The organism is Reyranella sp. (assembly GCF_965229815.1).
Lineage (GTDB): Bacteria > Pseudomonadota > Alphaproteobacteria > Reyranellales > Reyranellaceae > Reyranella.
Map to the genome: position 1 here is coordinate 611,435 of NZ_CBDDJN010000002.1, position 21,457 is coordinate 632,891.

Here is a 21,457-nt window from a genome sequence, read left to right on the forward strand (position 1 = left end):
CGATGGCGCACCCGCTCGAAGTCACGGGGCTGAGCACGACCCTGTTCACCCGCCGCGGCGAGATGAAGGCGGTCGACGGCCTGTCGCTCGCCATCGGCGCCGGCGAGACGGTGGCGCTGGTCGGCGAATCGGGCTGCGGCAAGTCGCTGTCGGCGCTCAGCATCATGCGCCTGCTGCCCGACCCGCCGGCGCGCATCGTCGGCGGCTCGATCGCGCTCAACGGCCGCGACATCGTTTCGGTCTCCGAGGAAGCGATGCTCGACATAAGGGGCAAGGAGATCGGCATGATCTTCCAGGACCCGATGAGCGCGCTCAACCCGGTGGCGACGATCGAGAAGCAGATCGCCGAGGTGCTGGTCACCCACACCGAGCTCGGCCGCGGCCAGGCGCGCGCCCGCGCCCACGAGCTCCTGGAGCTGGTCGGCATGCCCGATGCCGGCCGCCGCCTCGACGCCTATCCGCACCAGCTCTCCGGCGGCATGTGCCAGCGCGTGGTCATCGCCATGGCCATCGCCTGCAGCCCCTCGGTGCTGATCGCCGACGAACCGACCACCGCGCTCGACGTCACGGTGCAGGCGCAGGTGCTCTCGCTGCTCAAGCGCCTGCAGTCGAGCGCCGGCATGGCCATGCTGTTCATCACCCACGATCTCGGCGTGGTCGCCGAGACCGCCGACCGGGTGGTCGTGATGTATGCCGGCCGCAAGGTCGAGGAGGCGCCGGTCGACGAGCTGTTCGAGGCGCCGCTGCATCCCTACACGGTGGGCCTGATCGGCGCGACGCCGGTGCCGGGAGCGGAACGGGCCGAGCGCCTGGCCGACATTCCCGGCATGGTGCCGCCGCTCAATGCGCTGCCGCAGGGCTGCGCCTTCGCGCCGCGCTGCAAGCGGGTGATGGACCGCTGCCTGCAGGAGCGCCCGGCACTCACCGAACCAGCGCCGGGCCGGCTGGTCGCCTGCTTCGCCGCCGAGGCCGGCTGACCATGTCGCTGCTGGCCCTGCGCGACGTCCACGTCCACTTCAACACCGCCGCCGGCCTCGTGCGGGCGGTGAACGGCGTCAGCCTCGACCTCGCCGTCGGCGAGACGCTGGGTCTGGTGGGCGAATCGGGCTGCGGCAAGTCCACGCTCGGCAAGGCGATCATGCGCCTGGTGCCGACGGTCTCCGGCCAGATCCTGGTCGAGGATGTCGACATCGCGCCGCTCGAGCGCGGCGAGCTCAACGCCATGCGCCGCAAGGTGCAGATGATCTTCCAGGACCCGTACGGCTCGCTCAACCCGCGATCCACGGTCGGGCGCTCGGTCGCCCAGCCGATGGTGATCGCCGGCTGGAAGGCGGACGCCATCGCCGCGCGCGTCGACGAGCTCCTGTCCTGGGTCGGGCTGCCCGCCGAGGCCAAGCAGCGCTACCCCCACGAATTCTCCGGCGGCCAGCGCCAGCGCATCGGCATCGCCCGCGCGCTGGCGCTGAGCCCCCGGCTGATCATCTGCGACGAGCCGGTGTCGGCGCTCGACGTCTCGGTGCGCGCCCAGGTGATCAACCTGCTGGAGGACCTGAAGAGCCGGTTCGGCGTGTCCTACCTGTTCATCAGCCACGACCTGTCGGTGGTCGAGCACATCGCCGACCGGGTCGCCGTCATGTACCTCGGCATGCTGGTCGAGCTGGGCGGCCGCGACCAGATCTGGCGCAATCCCCAGCATCCCTACACCAAGGCGCTGCTCGCAGCGGCGCCGATCGCCAACCCGAGGGTTGCCCGCACCCGGCAGCGCACCGTGCTCCAGGGAGAGCTGCCGAGCCCGCTCGATCCGCCGGCCGGCTGCCCCTTCCATTCGCGCTGCCCGATCGCCCAGGAGCGCTGCCGGACCGACAAGCCGGCGCTGCGGCCCGTCGCCGGCGGCGCGCTGGCGGCCTGCCATTTCGTCTGACCCGCCACCGGCGGACTGGGCTATGATTGCGGCATGAGCCCGCGTCTCGCGGCGGTCCTGACCGCCGCCCTGCTTCCGATCGCCGCCCTGCCCAGTGCCCCGGCGGTCGCCCAGACCATGGACTTCGCCTGCCCGGAACCGGGCACCACCTTCACCTACGACAGCGGCACCAAGGTCACGGCAAAAGGCCGCGACGGCATGGACTGCCTGATGCAGATCGTCGGCGGCCAGCCCTACCGGCTGCGGGCGCTCCTGTTCGACAACCCGTCGCCCGACGGCAGCGACATGACGGCCTTCATCTCGGCGCTCAAGCCCGAGCGCCTGTGGCCGCTCGAGGTCGGCAAGAAGATCGAGGCCCGCTACAGCGCCGGCGGCCGCACCTGGCACTACACCCTGACCGTCGCGAAGTTCGAGAACCGCCGCGGTCCGGCCGACGCCATGATCGACACGTTCCTGATCGAGATGCAGGAGCAGGGCGACCGCGGCCAGCGCGCCGTGTCGCGCTGGTGGATCTCGCCGGCCGACAAGTTCGCCATCCGCTACGATTTCAGCGACGCCTCCGGCAAGGCCAACCGCGCCGTCGTGACCGAAGTCGCACGCTGAGGATCAGGCGACCGACCCGGGATCGGTGTTGGCGCCGCAGATCAGGGTCGCGACGCGCTCGCCCGGCGCCGGCCGGTAGGCGCCGGCCATAAGGGCCGCGAGCCCGGTCGCGCCGGCCGGCTCGGCGACCAGCCGCAGCTCCTCCCACAGCGCCCGCTGGGCGGCACGCACCGCCTCGTCGCTGACGAGGACGGACTCCTTCACAAGTTGCCGGGCGATCTCGAAGTTGGGCGTGCCGATCCGGCTCGCCCCCAGCGCGTCGGCGGCGATGCCGGAGACCGCGACGTCGACCGGCCGGCCCGCCGCGAGCGCGGCGTGCAGCGTCGGCGTGCCCTCGGTCTCGACGGCGACGATCCTGCGCGTGGCGCCGATCGCTGCCGCGCAGCCGGCGATCAGGCCGCCGCCGCCCACCGCGATCAGCAAGGTGTCGAAGGACGCCTGCTCGGCGAACTCAAGGGCGACGCTGCCGGCGCCGGCGAACACGCCGGGATCGTCGTAGGCCGCGACCATCAGTGCGCCGGTCTCGACGGCCCGCGCCTCGGAGGCCGCCCGCGCGTCGGCATAGACGGCACCGACCTGGTGGACGACGGCGCCGTAGCTCCGGAGGCGCGCCACCTTGGCGGGCGCGGCAATCGTCGGCACGAAGATCTCGGCCTTGTGGCCGAGCGCCCGGGCCGCATAGGCCGCGGCCGCGCCATGGTTGCCGCCCGAGGCGGCGATGATGCCGGCCGCCGGCACCGTCGAGGCGAGCAGCTTGTGGAAGGCGCCGCGGCCCTTGAACGTACCGCTGACCTGCAGCGATTCGATCTTGAGCGCCAGCGGCACGGCGAGGCCCAGCGTCCCCGCGGCCAGCTCGACGACCGGCGTGCGGCGGACATGCGGCTGGATGAGGCGCCACGCGGCCTCGATCTCCCGGGGTCCGATCATGGGTTCAGGCGCGGCGGCAGGCCGCGACGTGGCGGAGATAATGGTCGAAGTCCGGCGTCGTCGCGCGCGGATCCTTGGCGGCCTCGTCGTAGCGGCGCAGCCGCACCGCCTCGGCATGGTGGGGATTGGCGCGGAAGGAAGCGACCTCGTCGGCCGACATCAGGCCGCCCTGCAGTTCGAGGCTGCGCACCGAATCCGGCGACAGCTTGCCGAAATAGTCGGATTCGGTCGTGCAGAGATACCGCTTGGCCGCCACGTGCAGGCGGACGGGCTCGCTCACCTCGGGACCGAAGCGTTCGGCCAGCCACCTTGCGCCCAGCTCCTCGTGCACGTCGTCGACGCCGCGCGCCGCCGGATCCTCGCCGAGGTCGTGGATCATGTGGCCGACATCGTGCAGCAGGCAGGCCAGCACGGTCGGCGGCGGCGCCGCATCGGCCTCGGCCAGGGCCGCCGCCTGCAGTGCATGCTGGAGCTGGTTGATGGCGCTCAGGCCATAGCGGCGCGTGGCGCGGCCGGCAAAGATCTCCAGGAGTTCCTGGCGCAGGGGATCGCTCATGGCCCCTTGATATCACGTCCCCCCGCCTAGGCGGGAATCATCGAAAGCGCATGCCTGAGGGGATCGGTTCGCCAGGCCCGTGTAACAAAATCGCCATGCATGTCGCGGTTGCCGCAGGCCGCGAAGGCCACGGTACCGGAGTCGAGCGACGGCGGCAGGCTGTGCCTGACCGACACGCGGCGCTTGGCCAGCAGCGTCTGGAGAGTGCCGTTCTCCTCGCGCGTCGACTCGGTGTAGGCGCTCAGCAGGAAGGTCTGTCGGCGCCGGCGCGCCACCCAGGCGGCGAACTTGTCTTCGTCGCCATAGAGCGCGTCGAGCAGGATCACGCCCTTGACGCGATGCGTGGCGCCGCCCCGGTCGAGCGCATAGGCAGCCGGCAGGTAGCCGCCGCTATAGGCCACGATCACGACCGGCGCGAGGTTGAAGGTGCGGCCGACGGCGCGGTCGCCGTAGAGCCGCATCAGGCGCTCGGCCGCCTCGTCGACGAAGGCGGCGAAGTGACCGGGCTTCCAGAAGTTGCCGGCACTGGAATCGGCGGCATCGTAGGCGAGCTGCGGCGCCACCAGCACGGCGTTGCGGCCCGACTCGGCGACCTGCCTCGGCACCGCCTGGCGCATCACGACGTCGCGCTCCAGCGTGGCCCCCTGCCCGTGGAAATAGACCACGATCATGGCGGGGCGCCGCGGATCGAAGCCGGGCGGCAGGAAGAGCAGCGAGCGACGGTCGCTGTAGGTCTGGTCCTCCCAGTACACGGTGCCCCGCAGGCTCGTATGCCCGCGCCGCCGCCCACTGCGCGCGTCGAGGAACGGCTTGCGCGTGTCGGGCAGGTAGCCGCGATAGGGGAACGCCGAGGTGTTGAAGGCGACGAACTCGGTCCTGGCGGCCGCGACGGGCGCCGGGCCGGCGGGCTTCGCGGCCGGCTTGGGAGTAGGCTTGGCGGATCTCGCCGGCGCCGGCTTGGCGGCGGCGGACCGCGCCGACGGCTTCGACGGCTTGGACGACTGGCGGGAGCCGCGGGCGGGTCGCTTGCTCTGGGCGTGCGCGGAAAACGGCATGAACAACGCCCCCAGCAGCAGCGCCCGGCGGATCACGCGACCGACGGCCGCGCCGCCGAGAGCGGCATCAGCACCGAGAAGAAGGCCGGCAGCGCCACGAGATAGGCGAGCGCGCCGACCAGCACCACGGCCGGCAGGCCGAAGCTGGTCGCCACGATCGGCACCAGGGCGGCGCCGATCACCGAGAAGCAGCCGTTGATGCCCCAGGCCCACAGGAACATGTGGTCCTTGCCCAGCCGGCCGAGCGTCGTCATGGCGGTCGGCATGGGGAAGCCCATCAGGAAGGCCGGCGGCAGCAGCAGCAGCAGGCACAGCACGATGCGCAGCGCGTAGGGCAGCGTGCCGATCCAGTCGAGCGCATAGTCGATGGTGAAGGCATAGAGCGCCAGGATCACGAAGATCGCCAGGAACACCTTCGGCATGACGCTGCGCGCCCGGTCGAGGTAGCGCTCGCTGAAGAAGCTGCCGATGCCGGAGAAGACCAGCATGCCGGTGATCATCACCGACGCCGAGACCGTGGCGTTGCTGAGCGCCAGGATGAAGTGGGAGATCATGCCCACCTCGACGATGATGTAGCCCAGCCCCAGACACAGGAAGTAGATCATGGTGCCGAACTTGCCGGGATAGCGGCTGAAGATCGTGCGCCAGCCGAACACCACCGGGAACAGGACCAGGGTCAGGGCGAAGATCGAGGCGATGCCCAGCGTCGCCCACAGCAGCAGGTAGCCCCACTCGTCCTGGACCAGCTCCAGCCGGTCGGTGAACTTCAGCAGGTCCTTCACCTTGATGTAGGCGGCGAAGTAGGGCTGGTGGTTGGTGAGGACGCGGGTGTCGAAGACGTACTCGTCCGCCACCTTCTGCCAGCCGCCGTCGATCAGGTAGTGCCAGGCGAGCCGGCCGAGCACCGTCGCCGGCACGCGCGGGACGGGCGGCCCGGCGTCCTTGGCCTCCTCGGTCGTGCTGCCGGCGGTCGCCACCCCCGGCGGGGGCTTGTCGTGCGGCTCGCTCTCCTTCGGCGCGGTCGGATCGGCCGGCGCGCCGCTGAAGAAGAACTGGTCGTGATAGTCCTGCAGGATCTGCGGCAGCTCGCCTTCGTCGACCTTGAGGCCGGGATAGTAGATCACGTCGAAGGACATTGCCTTCGAATGGGCGTTGAGCGCCTCGATCTCCTCGGCCGTGAAGCCGCCGCGCTTGTACAGGACGGTCGCGGTCGAGAGGTAGGACGACACCGTGTAGAAATCGCGGGCGACGTCCGGCCCGCTGACGTCGCGCGCCGCCGCAACCATGGTCGCATAGAGCTTCAGCACCGACTTGGGCGGCTCTTCCTTGTTCCACAGCGTGACCGCGAGCACGCCGCCCGGCTTCAGCGCCCGCATGTAGGAGCTCATCGCCTCGCGAGTGTAGGCGTACTTCTCCACGATCGAGAAGCCACCGGGGCTGGACAGGCCCGCGGAATCGGCCAGCGACAGGTCGATGATGTCGTAGCGGTTCAGCGTGTGCGCCAGGTAGAGGCGTCCGTCATAGTCGATGACGCTGACCTTCGGGTTGTTGAGGATGTCGCCGGTGAAGTCGCGCAGCCCCTTGTCGGCGCGGAACGCCGTCAGGAGCGCGGGATTGCCCTCGGCGACCGTGACGTGGCTCGAGCCCGACTTCAGCGCCACCGCCGTCGACAGGCCGCCGCCGAACTGCACGACGAAGGTGTTCGGGTCCTTCTTCAGCAGGTAGGGGTAGTACATCGGCAGGTACTTGAAGTACGCCGTCTCGTCGGCCGGCAGGTCCTTGATGACGCCCGCCGGGCCTTCCGAATCGATGTAGAGGCCGAGATAGGCGTTGCTCGGCATCTTGGGCAGGTTGAAGGCGGCGTTGTCCGACAGGCCCGGCGCGAAATGCAGGTAGGAACTCGAATAGACCTCGAGATAGCCGAACGGGGTCGTGCGCTCGTAGGTGCGCTTGTTGTCGGGGAACTTGCGGGCGTAGGCCACGCCCTTGTAGTCCGACACGGCGAGCTTCGGGATGCCGAGCGCGCCCGGCGCCACGTAGTGCACCGCGGCCGACAGGACGGCGACCGCGACGATCGCCAGCATGCCGCCACGGTCGCCCAGCGCCACGAACCATAGAAGGCCGCCGGCCAGCCACAGCAGCAGCGGCGCCATGATCAGGTCGTCGGGGCGGTAGAAGTACATCGCCAGCAGCACCGACAGGCCGCACAGGCCCGAGCCCACAAGGTCGGCGAAGTAGACGCGGTTGAAGGTCTTCTGCGCCTTCAGGAAGACCGTGCCGAGATAGAGCGCACCGGCGAGGAAGGGCAGGAAGTAGAGCACGAAGTTGGCGAGCAGCCGCCATTTCTGCATCGGGTCCGAGATCAGGAAGATGGCGTTGAACGGCACCTGCTGGGCCAGCAGGTTGCAGACCACCATCAAGGGGCCGAACGCGAAAAGGGAGCCCTTGATGGCCCCCTGCCAGTGCCTTTCGAACCAGCCCTTCCCGACGCACATCACGGCGCTGGTCAGGCCGAAGCCGAACATCGCCAGGCTCACCACCAGCGAGCCGAAATGCGCCCAGCTCCCGACGGAGAAGATGCGCATGATGCCGATCTGCAGCGCGATGATGCTGCCGGCGACCAGGCCGACGGACAGGTAGAAGGAAACGGGCGGGCGATGGTCGAGATCGACCGTAACGGTCAAGGGGGGACTCCGTTGTTGGGCCGTCGTTGCGGCCGGGAAGCGCTGCGCTTGGCGCGCAGCGCTTCAGGCACAACCGGTCAGCGGTTGTGCGTGCCGACGACCTTTTCGCCTTCGAGCTTGGTGAACGGCACGAACGGCACGATCTTGCCGCCGTAGATGTCTTCGCGGGTCGTGGTGATCGAGCCGTCGGCGCCCTGGAGCTTGGCGACCTTCAGCACGCGCTGAGCGCCCGGCGGTCCGACCGGGATCACCATGAGACCGCCCGCCTTGAGCTGCTGCAGCAGCGGCGGCGGCACGTGGTCGATGCCGCAGGTCACGATGATCTTGTCGAACGGGCCGTTCTCTTCCCAGCCGTAGTAGCCGTCGGCCTGCTTGGTCTTGATGTGCTTGTACTCGGTGTAGCCCTTGTCGATCAGCTTGTCGTACAGGCCGCGGGTACGGGCGGCGAGCGGCGCGATGATCTCGATCGTGTAGGCGTTCTCGGTCAGGTTGGCGATGTAGGCCGACTGCACGCCCGAGCCGGTGCCGATCTCGAGCACCTTCTCGCCGCGCTTGACGTCGATGACATTGGTCATGCGCGCCTGCAGGTGCGGGCCCGACATGGTCACGCCGTAGCCGATGTCGAGGAAGGCGTGCTCGTAGGCCCGCTTGTGGATCGCCGGGTTGATCGAGGCGAACTCCTCGCGGGGCGTCAGCAGGAAGGCGCGGATCGTGGCGGCTCCCCAGATGTCCTTGTTGCGCACCAGGGCCTGGAAGCGGTCCCAGCGCTGGCCGAGGAACACGGGGTCCTCGCCGCGCGACTTGCCCCAGGCGATGAAATTGTCGCGCGTGTCGGTCGGCGGATTGAGATCCCAGCTGTAGGGCTTGATGCTCGCGGCCGAGGCCGCCGTCGAGGCAAGACCGGCGGCAGCCAGCGCCGCGCTGCCGGAGACGAAAGTGCGTCTCTTCAAGATAATCCTCCTTGGCACGGGCCCCATTTGGATGAGGGGATCGAGGGCGACCGCACGAGGACTTGATACGGGAATTGTGGCGGATTTGCCAGCGCGCGCCCCGCCGTCGCCGTTATCGATTGCGTGATCCGCGCGGCGCGGCGACAGGGCAATGCCTCTGCCGCGTGGGGCGGTCGGCCAGACCATGACGCCGGCACCGCCGGCGGGAGTTTTTTCGCACCGTATGGATGGCCGAAGCCAGGCTCTTGCCGGCCCGGCGGTCCACCAGTCGTCCTTCAGGCGACGGTCGGTGATGTCTATATATGGTGGTGTATAAATGGTTCTTATCTATATATAGTATCAAAAATCGGCCCCGAGCGTCAGGTAGAAGGTCCGTGGCGAGCCGCGATAGAGGACGCCGCCGGTGTAGGCCGAGGCCCAGGAACTCTCGTTGAACAGGTTCTCGATGTTGGCGCGGATCGACAGGGCCTTGCGGTCGACCTCGAAACGATAGCGCGCGCCGACACCGACAAGCGTGTAGGCCGGAATGCTCTGGGTGTTCGCCTCGTTGACGTACTGGCTGCTGAAGTAGTTCACGCGCGCCGCCAGCGTCAGCCCTTTCGCGAAGGGCGTATCCCATTCGCCGCCGAGCTTCAGCGTGAAGTTGGGCGTGCCCGGCGCCATCCTCCCATCGAAGGTGCCGTTGGCCGTCCTGGCGAGCCGCGGATCGAGCAGCATCATGCCGCCCAGAATCCTGAAGCCGTCGAGCGGCTGGCCGAACACGTTGAGCTCGAGTCCCTGGTTCACCTGCTGGCCGTCCACGGAGAAGGTGTTCGTGGCGGTATTGGTGATGCCGGCGGGCTGGGTGATCTGGAACAGGCCGAGCGTCGCCGACCACTGGCCGAGGTCGACCTTGGCGCCGGCCTCGATCTGCCAGGACCGGGTCGGCGCGAAGATCTGCCCGGCATTCACCGCCGTCGACGGCGCCACCGGCCCCTGCTGCAGGGCCTCGATGTAGTTGCCGTACAGCGAGACGTTCTTCAGCGGCTTGGCGACCAGCCCGACGGAGGGCGTCACGGCACTGGCGAAGTAGCTGCTCGTCTGGGCGCCGGTCGCCGCGTAGTTGCTGTTCTGGATCGACTGCTGGCGGGCGCCGAGCAGCAGCTGGACCCGGTCGTCGAAGGCCGACAGCGTGTCGGACAGGGCGAAGGAGAGCAGGGTCGTGGCCGCCGACTTGGGCGGATTGGGATTGGCCGCCGCGAAGGACGGCGCGTTCAGGAAGACCGGATTGTAGAGATTGTTCGCCAGGGTGAAGGGCAAGGCGCCGAAGCCGCTGCCCACGAGCTCCCAGTAGCCCGTGGCGACCATCGCCAGGGAGTGCTGGATCGGGCCGGTGACCATCTTTCCGCGCACGCCGGCCTCGCCGGTCTGCTTGGCGTAGGTTCGCGAATATTCCTGGCCCGACGACGTGAAGCCGCCGAACTGGTTGAGGCCGGTGCCCAGGGTCCGCTGCCAGATCTCGCTGAAGAACGACTGGCCGTAGGCGGCGTAGGCCGTCCAGTCGGTCGCGAGGTCGACCTCGCCGCGACCCATGCCGTAGTAGAACTGGGTGTTCATCGTCTCCCACGGCTGCTGGACGGCGGAGAACGCGTTGGGCGCCGCCGGCACGGGCACGTTCGGCGTCATGATGAAGAGCTGGTTGCCGGCCAGGCTGTCCTGCTTGGTGTAGCCGAAATGCGCGGCCAGCCGGACGTTCTCGCCGGCATAGTCCAGCGAGAGCGCGGCGTTGCCGGTCCGCTCCTTGTTGTTGGCGAGCGGCGTGTAGCCGTCGCGGTACAGGCCGCTGAAGCGGGCGCCGACCTGCCGGTCGCTGCCGAACCGGCGGCCGACATCGGCCCGGGCGCCGAACTGCGCATTGGTCCCGTAGAGGGCGGCCAGCGACGTGACGTCGGTGCCGGTGGCGCGCTTGGGCACCATGTTGATCGTCCCGCCGACGGCGCCGACGAAGCCGTTGAGGAAGGCGCTCGGACCGCGGAACACCTCGACCCGCTCGAAGGCCTCCACGGGCACGCGATCCTCGGGCACCAGCCCGTAGAGACCGTCGAAGGAGATCGCGCCGCCGCCCAGGATGAAGCCGCGCATGCGGAACGTGTCGTACATCGAGAGGCCGTACTTGGTGGCCGACGGGTCGTTGGCCACAACGTCGGCGATGGTGCGGGCCTGCTGGTTCTCCATCAGCGTCGAGGTGTAGGCGCTGCCGCTGTACGGCGTGTCCATGTAGTCGCGGTTGCCGAGGAAACCCTCGCGGCCGCCGATCGCGACCTGGCCGCCCGGCGCGGCCGGCGGCAGGGTGCCGATGGTGGCGGTCGGCGGCGGCACCCGCCCCTGGACATGCAGGGGATCGAGCTGCAGGGCGCCGCCCTCGTTGCCCTGCAGGCGCTGGAGCAGCGCCGTGTTGCCGCCGGTCATCCGGTAGGTGATCCCTGTGCCCGCCAGCAGGCGGCCGAGCGCCTGCTCGGGCGTCATCGTGCCGCTGACACCCGGCGAGGAGACGCCCCGGGCCAGCCCGCCGTCGATCGAAACCTGCATGCCGGACTGCCGGCCGAACGACGCCAGAGCGTCGCCGAGCGGCTGCGCCGGGATGTCGAAGGTCACCTGCTGCTGGGCAAGCTCAGGTGCGCCCTGCTGGGCGACCGCGGTCCCTCCCTGCCCCACCGCCATCGCGGCCAGCACACTCCACAACACGCCGCGCACGCTTGCCGCGCCCATCGCCCACTCCCCCAACAGTCAACGCAGGGACCGGATGCGACGTCATGCAAATGCGTCTCGGCATCGAGCCTCGAGCAGGGAACGACGGCGGCAGAGCTTTTTTCGCCTGCCTCGGCGATTATTCCCGACCGCCGAACGCCACGAGCAGCCACGGCGAGAGGCGGTGCACCGTCCCGCCGTGCGCGCCGACGATGGCGCGCAGCGCCATCTCGGGATCGGCGAGATTGTAGACGCCGGTGACGCGGCGCCCGCGGAACGCGTCGCCGGCGATGACGATGGTGCCGGCATAGGAGCGTCGCAACTCGTCCACGACGTCGCCCAGCGGCCGATCGCGGGCGACGAGCTGGCCGTGCAGCCAGGGCGCCACCTCGTCCGGCGGGATCGTTCCGCGGCGGGCGCCGGCGCCGACCGCGAGCTGGCCCCAGTCGCCCGCCTGAAGCTGCAGCGCGACCGGCGGCGTGCCGGCGGTCGTCTCGACCCGCACGACGCCGGAGCGAACGGCCACCTCGGTACCGTCCCCGGCCAGCCGGACATTGAACGAGGTGCCGAGCACGGTCGTCTTCACGCCGTTGGCCAGCACCGTGAAGGGACGCCGGGGATCCGGCGTCACCTCGAAGAAGGCCTCGCCCTTCAGCAGCCGGACGCTCCGGGAGCCATCGCCGTGGCCGAGCGCGATGGCGCTGTCGGGGGCCAGCAGGACAGTGCTGCCGTCGTCGAGGCCCACCGGTCGCACCTCGGCGGTGCCGGTGACCTGGTCGGCCTGGAAGCGCAGGACGATCCCCGGCGCGGCCAGGAGGAAGAGGAAGAGGCAGGCCGCGAGCGCAGCCGTCACGGCAAGCACCGCCCGGCGTCCCGCCGGCCAGTGCGTCCGGGTGGCGGGCGTGCGCCCTCGCCCGTCGGAGCGCGGCGCGGTCTCGGCCATGAGGCCCCAGACATGGGCAGTATCGGCCCAGGCCGCCTCGTTGGCCGGGTCCGCCGCCCGCCACGCCGCGATGCGATCGCGCAACGCCCCGTCGCCGGGATCGTCCTCGATCGCGACCAGCCAGCGGGCGGCCTCCATCGACGCGCGATCGTCGTTGCCGGGCGGCCTGTCCATCCTGAGCATGTCCCTCCTGCCCATTCGACGGCCGAGGGCGGGCAAATTTCGTCCGTACACCAGATCGTTACTCATGGGGCGGCCGGACCCGCCGGCGGCAGTGGGCCAGCCCGGCTGCCACCAGCTCATGGGCCACCGTCACCGAGACGCCGAGCCGGGCCGCAATCTCCCGCAACTTGAAGCCGCCGAACCGGTGCATCTCGAGGGCGATCCGCGTGCGCTCGGGCAGCTCTGCCATCGCGGCCTGCAGCAGGCGCAGCTCCTCGCGCCCTTCGGCCTCGCTCTCCGGCGTCGGATGCCCCGCGACCGCGAGACCGCCGTCCGCGGCGATGCCGGGATCGACCACCCGCGCCTCCCGCGTCAGGCGCCGCCTGCCATCGATCGCGAGATTGCGGACCACGCGGTAGAGGTAGCCGAGCGGCTCCTCCGGAGCGCGCCGCTCGGCCGCCGCGCCGAACCGCAGCCAGGCCTCCTGGACGACGTCCTCGGCCCGCGCGCGGTCGCCCACGATGCCGCTGGCATAGTTCACCAGCTCGCCGCGATGGGCGATATAGAGTGCCAATAGGCTCTGCTCGTAAGACACGCTCCGCCCGTCGTCCCAAGTTACAAATGCGACTCGTTCGCAATTTATAGATGGGAGCGTGCCGCTGACAAGGTCGCGACGCGGACACGCATCGCAGAATCGGATTATTCGCCTCGGCGGAGCTTCATTTGGACGGAGCGGCCTCGGCCAGCGCTGCCTTGCATTCCACTGTCAGGTCGGACTGATGACTGCGGATGCATTGCAGCAAACGCCCGCCACCCGGCCTGGTGCCGGCGCACAGCCGCTGCACGTCGGAACCGCACGCCTCACGGAGCTTCTCCACGTTCGGCGATGGCGCCCGCTGCTGGGACTGCACGGTGCTCCAGGGCGAACCGGCCATAACGACCACGATCGCCAGCGTCAACATCGGGACGTGCTGCTTCATCGATGCTTCCTTCGAGAGAGTTGGATAGCCGAACCCACCGCCCGGTGCCCGACAGGCTCGCACCGCCATGTCGCTGGGATTTGTACGGTCCGTCTGGGTTTGTAGAAATTTGTAGCGGCCCGTTGCGCACGCCGGCCAACCATCTCGTCAGCCATGCGGCCACGGCCAGCCGACGGCAGCGTAGTAGCCCTTGAGCTGATCGACGATCGCTGTCGCAGTCGGGCCGATCGTTCCGCCGAAATCATTCGCCGGCGCGGCGGCCGAACGGATCGCGCGCACCGTCGCCCCGAGGGCCAGCGGCACGATGCTGGCCGCGGCGACCGCGCCGCCGCCAGCCATGACGAGGCCGGGCATGCGGCCGCTGTCGCTGGCGGTGCTGAAGCTCATGATTGGCCGGGTCTCGGCATCTTCCACGCGCTCGAGGCTCGCCTTGGCCTGCAACGTCGCGCGGCCGAATCCGAAGCCAAGGAGAAACCGCCCGGTGCTGCTGCCCTCCTTCGCCTCCACGATAGAGATGCGCAGCAGGATGACATCGGCCGGAACGGCGCCCGGAAGAGCGTATGCCTCGGCGACAATTCCCGCCGCAGCGAGCTGTTCAACCAGTTCCGATCGAAGTGCGGACGCCGCCTCGTCGGCAGTCCGCTCGTCATCGGCCGCTCCTGACGTCGTCGGCGACGCACTGGCCTCGACGAGGACCCTGGACGGCGCGGGTGACGTGACCTTCGTCTGCGCGACATTCATCACTTCAGCCGCCGCGCAGGCAGCGAGCGCCACCAGAAGAAAGCCCAGACCGGCGACGCGAAGCAGGGCGGCGATCCATCCTCGCTTGTCCTCCCCTTCGACGACAGATGTGGCGGCGCGTGTGTTCATAATAGCCCTCCTGCAGTCGACAGCCGCAACGGAGGCCGGACCGCACAGGCGTTCTGCAGGAGCAATGTCAGCGCCGTTCGATTGGCCCGCATCATCCATTCGCAATTGTTGGCTGCCGCGTAACAGTTTGTTCCGCTAGCCCGGACGCCGCCTGCACCGGACAACAGTGACGATCAGGACGCGTTGAAGACCGGCAGGCGCACGACGAGACGGGCGCCACCGGCAGGCGCATCGCCTATCACGACGGTGCCGCCATGGGCCTCGACAAGACTGCGCGTGATGGCGAGGCCGAGGCCTGCGCCGCCCGTGCGCCGGTTGCGCGAACCTTCCAGCCGCACGAAAGGTTCGAGCAGGATGTCACGCATATGGGACGGAATGCCCGGGCCCCGGTCGTCGACCGCCAGGACGAGCCTTCCCGCTTCGACGGCCAGCGAAAGATGCGCGGCGCAGCCGTACTTCAGGGCATTGTCCACCAGGTTCCCGACGACCCGCCGGAGTGCCAGGCGATCGCCGAGCACAACGGCACCCGACGCTTCCGGCGCCAGCCGAAGATCGATTGGTGCCCCGGTCGCACGCTTGTCCTCGACCTCGGCGCGGACGATCTCGTCGAACTCGACAAGCTCCTCGGCCAGTTCGCCGACGCCGGCGCGGCTGGCGAGAATCCCGTCGTCGAGGAGACGAATCATGTCGGAAATATCCCCGATCGCGCGGTCTCGCTCGGTCCTGTCGGGGATCTGATCGACCCGCAACCGCAACCGGGTCGCAAACGTCCGGACGTCGTGGGAAATGCCGCCGAGCATGGCCATCCGGGCGCGCAGGAGATGCGACAGGCGCGCCTGCAATCGGTTGAAGGCCGCGATGAGAACCTGAATCTCGGGGGCGCTTCCCGGCGCCTTCGGCACGGGTACTGGTTCACCGGCGGGGTCCATGCGATCGACTGCCGCTGCAAGCCGGGCAAGCGGCCTGGTTTCACGGAACATGACGACCAGGGCGGCAAATGCGATGAGCGTTCCGAGCAGACCGGCACCTAGCCCCAGTGGCAGGCCGATCTCGGTGACGGCGATCGGGCTCCGGGCATCGACGACGAGCGTCTCGCCCGTCCTCAATCGAACACGAATCTCAAACGCGTTCGCGCTACCGGCGAAAGGTCGGGGAGCTGGCGACAAAGCAGCGGCTAGCACCGAAGCGACGGCGAAGTGGCGGTCGCCCAAGCTGGCTGCGTAGGCCTGCCATGCCTCGCTTTTCGGCAGATCGGTCCGGTCTCCGGGGCCGACTTGCAGGTCTTCCTTCTCAAGGCGGGCGTGGAGGCTGCGCGTCGTCACCGCATCGAGCACGCCTTGCCGATCCGCCGATGGAGTCCGCTCCAAGACCTCCACGAGCGCCGCAATCTGAGACGGCGGCGGACGGACGGCCTGCTGTTCCAAGCCCTGCGACCAGTAGTACAGCACGATGGCACCGATCCACGCCACCATCACACCGACCGCGACGATTGTCGCGATTCTGGCGGCGAAGTTCAGGCGGATCATGGCTCCGGCTTCACGACTGCCGTGAAGAGATAGCCTCCATTGCGCACCGTACTGATCAGATTGGGAGTGGAATCCATCGCATGGAGCTTCTTGCGCAGTCGGGAAACGAGCATGTCGACGGTTCGATCGAAGGGATCGGCTGACCGACCACGTGTCCAATCGAGTATCTGGTCGCGCGTCAGCACGCGACGTGGCCTTTCGACGAAGCACGCAAGAAGATCGAACTCTGCGCTCGTCAGGATCACAGCGCAGCCAGCGTCATCCGCCAGTTGCCGGGCGTCGAGGTCGATGACGAACCTATCGAACGCAAAACGGCGCGTGCGCGGCCCAACCGGCAGCATGCTCCCTCGCCGAAGCAGGGCGCGCACACGGGCCACCAGCTCCCGCGTCCCGAAAGGCTTCACAAGATAGTCGTCCGCACCGACTTCGAGCCCCACCACCCGGTCGATCTCGTCGCTCCGGGCGGTCAGCATCAGAATCGGCAGAGTTTCCTTCGCCCTGATCCGTCGGCAGATCGAAAGACCATCCTCCCCTGGAAGCATGAGATCGAGCACCATCAGGTCGGGCCGCATCCGGGTCATGATCGCGTCCATGGCAACCGCATCTCGCGCTTCCTCGACGCTGAAGCCTTCGCGTCGCATCAGCCCGGCGACGAGCCGCCGTATGTCTGGATCGTCCTCGACGATCAGGATCGCGGGCATGCTTGCGCCCTCTCATGTCTCATCACTCCTTACATAGCAGCGTCGGAAGTCGCTGCGGTCACTTTTACAAACTGTTACCTGCCATTGACCAATTGCCGAGAAGCGATGCGGATCGGTCAAACCCATCCAACCTCTCTCGGATACTGATTCGGGCATGCCCACCAGCAAGGAACCGAGAACTGGGCCCCCCCCTGACGAGGCGCCCAAGCTTCCGATCCCGCACCGGGAGGGCGGGCCGGCGGACCTGTCGGTGGCCGACATGCTGGCCGGCGGTCGGCCACCGTCGCGGCGACGCCGCACAAAGTCCCGCGTGACCCTGTCCCTCGCCCTGGTCGCTGCCGCCGTGGGCATCGCCGCCGGAGACCGCTACGGCAGGCCGCGCACCGTCGCGCAGTTCCCTGTCACGAGCGGCCCCCTCGATATCGAGACGAGAGGGCCGGGGACGCTTGACGCCCTCGGGAAGGCGACCATCAGCGCGCGGACCCAGGGGCGACTGTCCGACGTTCTGGTCGATCGCGGTGATTACGTAGCACCGGGCACATTGATCGCGACAATTGCCGCCGACGATCTAGCCAGCCAATTGGACGCTGCCACCGCTTCGCACCAAGCCGCTGCGCACGTCGTTACGCAGGCGATCGCCGAGAGGGAACGGAGCGATGCCGCTCTGTCCAATGCGCGCAGCACCCACGCTCGGAAATCGGCCCTGCTGCGCCAAGGATGGGCCAATCGGGCCGACTACGATGCAGCACTCGCGGCCCAGCGCCAGGCCGAAGCCGAGTTCGCGCGCGCCGGCGCCGCCGTTGATGCGGCGATCGCCCAGGAAAAGGCGGCGGCGGCGACCGTCAGGGTCGCCGAGGCTCAGATCGAGGAAACGATCGTGCGAGCCCCGTTCTTCGGCATCGTCGTCTCGCGCGACCGCAACCCAGGCGACCTGATGACACCGGGCGCACCCATCGTCCAGATAGTCGACCCGTCGACGCTGGTGCTGACGGCGCGCTTCGACGAAAGCGTCATGGCTACCGTCCGGCCCGGCCAGGCATCACACGTCAGGTTCAGCGCACAGCCCGACCGGCCCATAGCCGGCCGCATCCTGCGACTCGGCCGGCAAGTCGATGTGGAAACGCGGGAATTCACCGTCGACATCACCCTCGAGGAACGTCCCTTGAACTGGGCCATCGGCCAGCGCGGCACCGCGACCGTCGTCACCGGCGTCCACCGACAAGCGCTGTCCGTGCCCGAACAGGCCATCGTCAGGCGTGACGGCAAGCCGGGTCTCTGGGTTGCGCGCGGCGGCCGTGCCCGCTGGCGACCCGTTGAGCTCGGCGAAAGCGGCGGAAGGCATGTCGAAATCCGTGCCGGAATCTCGAACGGCGACACCGTCCTCGCGCCGGATGGCGCATTCGAGGGAATGCGGGTCCGAGGCACGGAGACGACCAGATGAACCTCGCGCTGAAGGACATCCGGTTCAACCTGACCCGCTTCGTACTCACGGCGACTGGCGTAGGCTTCCTGATCATGGCCTCGGTCGGCATGGTCGGCCTCTACCGCGGCATCGTCGACGATGCTCTCCTCATCATCGAAACGGTCGGTGCGGATCTGTGGGTTGTCCAGGGCGGCCGCTCCGGCCCGTTCGCCGAAGGCTCGGCGATCGCATCCTCGACCGACCGGAGAGTCGAGGGCCTGGCGGGCGTCGCCGAGGTACGGCGTTTCGTTCAGTCAAGCCAGCAGTTCCCCTTCGAGGGCCGCGACAGACGCGCGACGCTCACCGGCCTCGACTACCCGAAGGACCGTGGCCGGTGGGTGAATCTTGTTCATGGCCGTCTCCTGAACACCGGCCATCACGAGGCGATCGCCGATGCCAGCATCGGGCTTGCGATCGGTGACAAGGTCAGGCTTGGGCTGGACGACTACACGGTCGTCGGCGTCACCCATGGCATGGTGGATTCCCTCGGCGACGGATTGCTGTTCGTCTCGGTCAACGACGCGATCGCCATCGCACAGCGGCGCAGCAGCGAGGAAGTCCTGCTCGCGCGGGCTGCCGGCGCAGTCTCAGGCGACAGAGCGGGAACGAGTTCGGTCGCCCAGGATTCCAAGATCGCCGCTGTCCTGGTCAGGCTCGATCCCGCCGCCGATCCAGACCGCATCGCATCGGCCATCCAGCAATGGGGGGACGTCAACGTCATCGGCCGAGACGAGCAGCGGAACCTCCTGCTCGACAAGCGGCTCTGGCGGCTGCGCGTCCAGATCCTCGCCTTCACCGGCGTGCTGCTCGCCGTCATGACGATCGTCATCTCGCTGATCATCTACACCATGACCGTCGAGAAGCTGCACCAGATCGCGATGCTCAAGCTGATCGGCGCCAGGAACGCGACCATCGCATCGATGGTCGTCCAGCAGGCGGCGCTTATCGGATTCGGCGGATTCACCATGGGCGTGACGACGGCCGCCCTCGTATTTCCCTACTTTCCACGCCGCGTGGTGATCGCGACCGGAGACATCGTCGTCATGCTGGCCGCCGTCGCCGCCATCTGCGGGATCGGCAGCATGGTCGGCGTCTCGCGCGCCATGCGGGTTCGGGCCCAGGAGGTTCTATCCTGAGCGGCAAGCCGATCCTCAGCGTCCGTGCCGCAAGTAAGCACTATCCGAGCGGCGACAGCACGGTTCGTGCGTTGGATGGCGTTTCGCTCGATTTTCTTCCCGGCGAGCTGATCGGCCTCTTCGGGCCGAGCGGCTCCGGCAAGACCACGCTGCTTCTGATCGCGGGCCTGCTCGAACCTCCCTCTCTGGGAGAGCTCTTCTTCCGCGGCGAGCGGGTTTCCCATCCCGACGTCGACCTGGAGCATTTGCGCGACTTCCGCCGGCGGCGCATCGGCTTCGTCTTTCAGAAAGCCAACCTCATTCCATTCCTGACGGCCGCCGAGAACGTCGCGCTCGCCCTGGAAATCGACGATGTGCCGCCCAAGCCGGCGCACGGCCACGCCGTCAACCTGCTACGCGTCCTCGGCCTGGGACATCGCATCGACCATCGGCCCGCCAAGCTGTCCGGCGGCGAGCAGCAACGCGTGGCGATCGCCCGGGCACTCGCCAATGATCCCCCGCTTATACTTGCCGATGAACCGACAGCGGCCCTCGATAGCGTTCGCGGCCGGCAGGTAATGGACCTGTTGCGCCGCATCGCCACCGCGAGGCAGGCGGCCGTGGTCGTGGTCACCCACGACCATCGGTCCATCGATCTCTTCGATCGAATCATCGAGATGAGCGACGGCCGCCTCGTGGCCGGACGGGTCGCAGGCGATTGACGCGGGCAACGTCGCTTGCCCCAAAAACCATTATATCAGACTTCGAATATTCTCCGGGAACCGCCGTGTCTCACGTCCGCACCGACGATGCCGGGATCGACCACCTGCGCCTCCCGCGTCAGGCGCCGCCGTCCATCGATCAAGACATTGCGGACCACGCGCTAGACGAAGCCGGGCGGTTCCTCCAGGGCGCGCCTATTCTATCGGCCAGGGCGTACTGGGCCTTCAAGCCTTCGCTCGGGATCGGACGGTCGTCGGCCCTTCTCAGGTGTACTTGCGCACGTCGTCGATCACCTTGCCGTCGTTCGGCAGGCTTCCCGGCGCCGCGAAGGCGACCTTGCCGCCGACCTTGCAGACGGTGCGGATCGTCCCCTCCATCGCGCGGCCGAGATCGGCCGAAGGCTGCGCCGTCTCGACCTTGAGCGTCATGATGTCGGCCTGGTCGACCCAGTCGATGACCAGGCGCAGGCGGCCGAGGCCCGGATGCTTGCGCGCGATCTCGGCGACCTGCTCGGGGTCGACGAACATGCCGCGCACCTTGGTGCGCTGATCGGCGCGGCCCATCCACCCCTTGATGCGCATGTTCGTGCGCCCGCAGGGGCTCGGGCCCGCCAGCACCGCCGACAGGTCTCCGGTGCCGAAGCGGATCAGCGGATAGGCGCGGTTGAAGGTCGTGACCACGACCTCGCCCACGTCGCCCTCGGGCACCGGCTCGCCGGTGCCCGGCCGCACGATCTCGACGATCACGCCTTCGTCCACGGTCATGCCCTCGAGCGACGGCGTCTCGTAGGCGATCGTGCCGACATCGGCGGTGCCGTAGCTCTGCAGGCAGCTCATGCCCCTGTCGATGAACATCTGGCGAAGGCTGGGCGGCAGCGCCTCGGCGCCGACGAAGGCGTGCTTCAGCGAGGAGATGTCCTTGCCCAGCTCAGCCGCCTTCTCGATCAGGATCTTGAGGAACGACGGCGTGCCGACGTAGCAGTCGGGCCGGATGCCGGCGATCGCGTCGAGCTGCAGCTCGGTGTTGCCGACGCCCCCCGGCACCACGGCGCAGCCGAGCGCCCGCAGCGCCGATTCCATCATCAGCCCGGCCGGCGTCAGGTGATAGGAGAAGGTGTTGTAGACGACGTGGCCCGGCCGGAAGCCCGCAGCGTACATGGCCCGCGCGCCGCGAAAGTAGTCGGGCTCGTCCGTGTCGATCTCGAAGATCGGCCCGGGCGACATGAAGACGTGGCGCACCCGGCTCATCGGCACGGCGATCAGGCCGCCCATCGGCGGATCCTTCTTCTGCACCTCGCCCAGCATCGACTTGCGCAGCACCGGCAGGCGCGCGAGTGCCGCGCGCGAGGTCACGGCGGACGAGTCGACGTCCTTCAGCCAGCCGGCGAAGAACGGCGCGTTGGCCCTGGCATGTTCCACCTGCTGCGGCAGCGCCTGCATCAGCGCCTTCTCGCGCTCGGCCGGCGACCGGGTCTCCAGCGTGTCGTAGTGCGTCGACATGGCGTTTCCTCCCGATTTTCCCCACGGTAGACGCCGCAGCCGGGACTTGCCAA

19 protein-coding genes are annotated in these 21,457 nt (G+C 68.6%); 6 read left to right on the top strand and 13 right to left on the bottom strand.

Annotated elements, in window-relative coordinates; genetic code table 11:
• Positions 1–2: 2 nt before the first annotated feature.
• The 3 genes from ACO073_RS03470 to ACO073_RS03480 are packed head-to-tail and all read left to right on the top strand — an operon-like array spanning position 3 to position 2,524.
• On the top strand, positions 3–977 hold the full coding sequence (locus tag ACO073_RS03470) for an ABC transporter ATP-binding protein (protein WP_421995296.1): 975 nt from the start codon (positions 3–5) through the stop codon (positions 975–977).
• A complete protein-coding gene (locus ACO073_RS03475; protein WP_421997387.1) occupies positions 974–1,921 on the top strand; it encodes an ABC transporter ATP-binding protein in 948 nt (315 codons plus the stop codon). Before ACO073_RS03470 ends, ACO073_RS03475 begins: the two co-directional genes overlap by 4 nt.
• A 33-nt stretch (positions 1,922–1,954) precedes the next feature.
• Entirely contained in the window at positions 1,955–2,524 is a 570-nt protein-coding gene (locus ACO073_RS03480; protein WP_421995298.1) for a hypothetical protein, read from the top strand.
• Positions 2,525–2,527: 3 nt separating this feature from the next.
• Here the strand turns inward: ACO073_RS03480 and ACO073_RS03485 are convergent, their stop codons facing one another.
• The 12 genes from ACO073_RS03485 to ACO073_RS03540 all read right to left on the bottom strand — a co-directional run bounded on the left by ACO073_RS03485 (position 2,528) and on the right by ACO073_RS03540 (position 16,605).
• Positions 2,528–3,451: a serine/threonine dehydratase gene (locus ACO073_RS03485; protein WP_421995300.1), complete on the bottom strand. Its 924-nt coding sequence runs from the start codon at positions 3,449–3,451 to the stop codon at positions 2,528–2,530.
• A gap of 4 nt (positions 3,452–3,455) precedes the next feature.
• On the bottom strand, positions 3,456–4,007 hold the full coding sequence (locus tag ACO073_RS03490; protein ID WP_421995302.1) for an HD domain-containing protein: 552 nt from the start codon (positions 4,005–4,007) through the stop codon (positions 3,456–3,458).
• Positions 4,008–4,033: 26 nt separating this feature from the next.
• Positions 4,034–5,062, bottom strand: a complete 1,029-nt coding sequence (locus tag ACO073_RS03495) for an alpha/beta hydrolase (RefSeq protein WP_421995304.1) — start codon at positions 5,060–5,062, stop codon at positions 4,034–4,036.
• Positions 5,063–5,094: 32 nt separating this feature from the next.
• Positions 5,095–7,746 (bottom strand): hypothetical protein, encoded by a 2,652-nt coding sequence (locus ACO073_RS03500; protein WP_421995306.1) that lies wholly within the window; start codon positions 7,744–7,746, stop codon positions 5,095–5,097.
• Positions 7,747–7,823: 77 nt separating this feature from the next.
• A complete protein-coding gene (locus ACO073_RS03505; protein WP_421995308.1) occupies positions 7,824–8,696 on the bottom strand; it encodes a protein-L-isoaspartate O-methyltransferase family protein in 873 nt (290 codons plus the stop codon).
• Between the two features lie 339 nt (positions 8,697–9,035).
• Positions 9,036–11,444: a TonB-dependent siderophore receptor gene (locus ACO073_RS03510; protein WP_421995310.1), complete on the bottom strand. Its 2,409-nt coding sequence runs from the start codon at positions 11,442–11,444 to the stop codon at positions 9,036–9,038.
• Between the two features lie 118 nt (positions 11,445–11,562).
• A complete protein-coding gene (locus ACO073_RS03515; protein ID WP_421995312.1) occupies positions 11,563–12,540 on the bottom strand; it encodes a FecR family protein in 978 nt (325 codons plus the stop codon).
• A gap of 67 nt (positions 12,541–12,607) precedes the next feature.
• Positions 12,608–13,102, bottom strand: a complete 495-nt coding sequence (locus ACO073_RS03520) for a sigma-70 family RNA polymerase sigma factor (protein ID WP_421995314.1) — start codon at positions 13,100–13,102, stop codon at positions 12,608–12,610.
• 145 nt (positions 13,103–13,247) lie between these two features.
• On the bottom strand, positions 13,248–13,508 hold the full coding sequence (locus ACO073_RS03525; RefSeq protein WP_421995316.1) for a cysteine rich repeat-containing protein: 261 nt from the start codon (positions 13,506–13,508) through the stop codon (positions 13,248–13,250).
• 147 nt (positions 13,509–13,655) lie between these two features.
• Entirely contained in the window at positions 13,656–14,378 is a 723-nt protein-coding gene (locus ACO073_RS03530) for a DUF4410 domain-containing protein (RefSeq protein ID WP_421995318.1), read from the bottom strand.
• A 173-nt stretch (positions 14,379–14,551) separates the two neighbouring features.
• Complete coding sequence (locus ACO073_RS03535) at positions 14,552–15,904, bottom strand: HAMP domain-containing sensor histidine kinase (RefSeq protein ID WP_421995320.1); 1,353 nt, start codon at positions 15,902–15,904, stop codon at positions 14,552–14,554.
• On the bottom strand, positions 15,901–16,605 hold the full coding sequence (locus ACO073_RS03540) for a response regulator (RefSeq protein ID WP_421995322.1): 705 nt from the start codon (positions 16,603–16,605) through the stop codon (positions 15,901–15,903). The genes ACO073_RS03535 and ACO073_RS03540 overlap by 4 nt, the downstream gene beginning before the upstream one ends.
• A gap of 310 nt (positions 16,606–16,915) precedes the next feature.
• On the opposite strand from ACO073_RS03540, the gene ACO073_RS03545 reads away from it, so the two are divergent.
• From ACO073_RS03545 to ACO073_RS03555, 3 genes are all read left to right on the top strand, one after another.
• Entirely contained in the window at positions 16,916–18,046 is a 1,131-nt protein-coding gene (locus tag ACO073_RS03545; protein ID WP_421995324.1) for an efflux RND transporter periplasmic adaptor subunit, read from the top strand.
• Entirely contained in the window at positions 18,043–19,203 is a 1,161-nt protein-coding gene (locus tag ACO073_RS03550) for an ABC transporter permease (protein WP_421995326.1), read from the top strand. Before ACO073_RS03545 ends, ACO073_RS03550 begins: the two co-directional genes overlap by 4 nt.
• 71 nt (positions 19,204–19,274) lie before the next feature.
• Positions 19,275–19,904, top strand: coding sequence for an ABC transporter ATP-binding protein (locus ACO073_RS03555; RefSeq protein ID WP_421995328.1), 630 nt, complete (start codon positions 19,275–19,277; stop codon positions 19,902–19,904).
• A gap of 264 nt (positions 19,905–20,168) precedes the next feature.
• Here ACO073_RS03555 and ACO073_RS03560 read toward each other — a convergent pair whose 3' ends face one another.
• Positions 20,169–21,404 carry a phenylacetate--CoA ligase family protein gene (locus ACO073_RS03560; RefSeq protein ID WP_421995330.1) on the bottom strand — a complete coding sequence of 412 codons (1,236 nt, stop codon included), beginning with the start codon at positions 21,402–21,404 and terminating at the stop codon, positions 20,169–20,171.
• Positions 21,405–21,457: the final 53 nt, after the last annotated feature.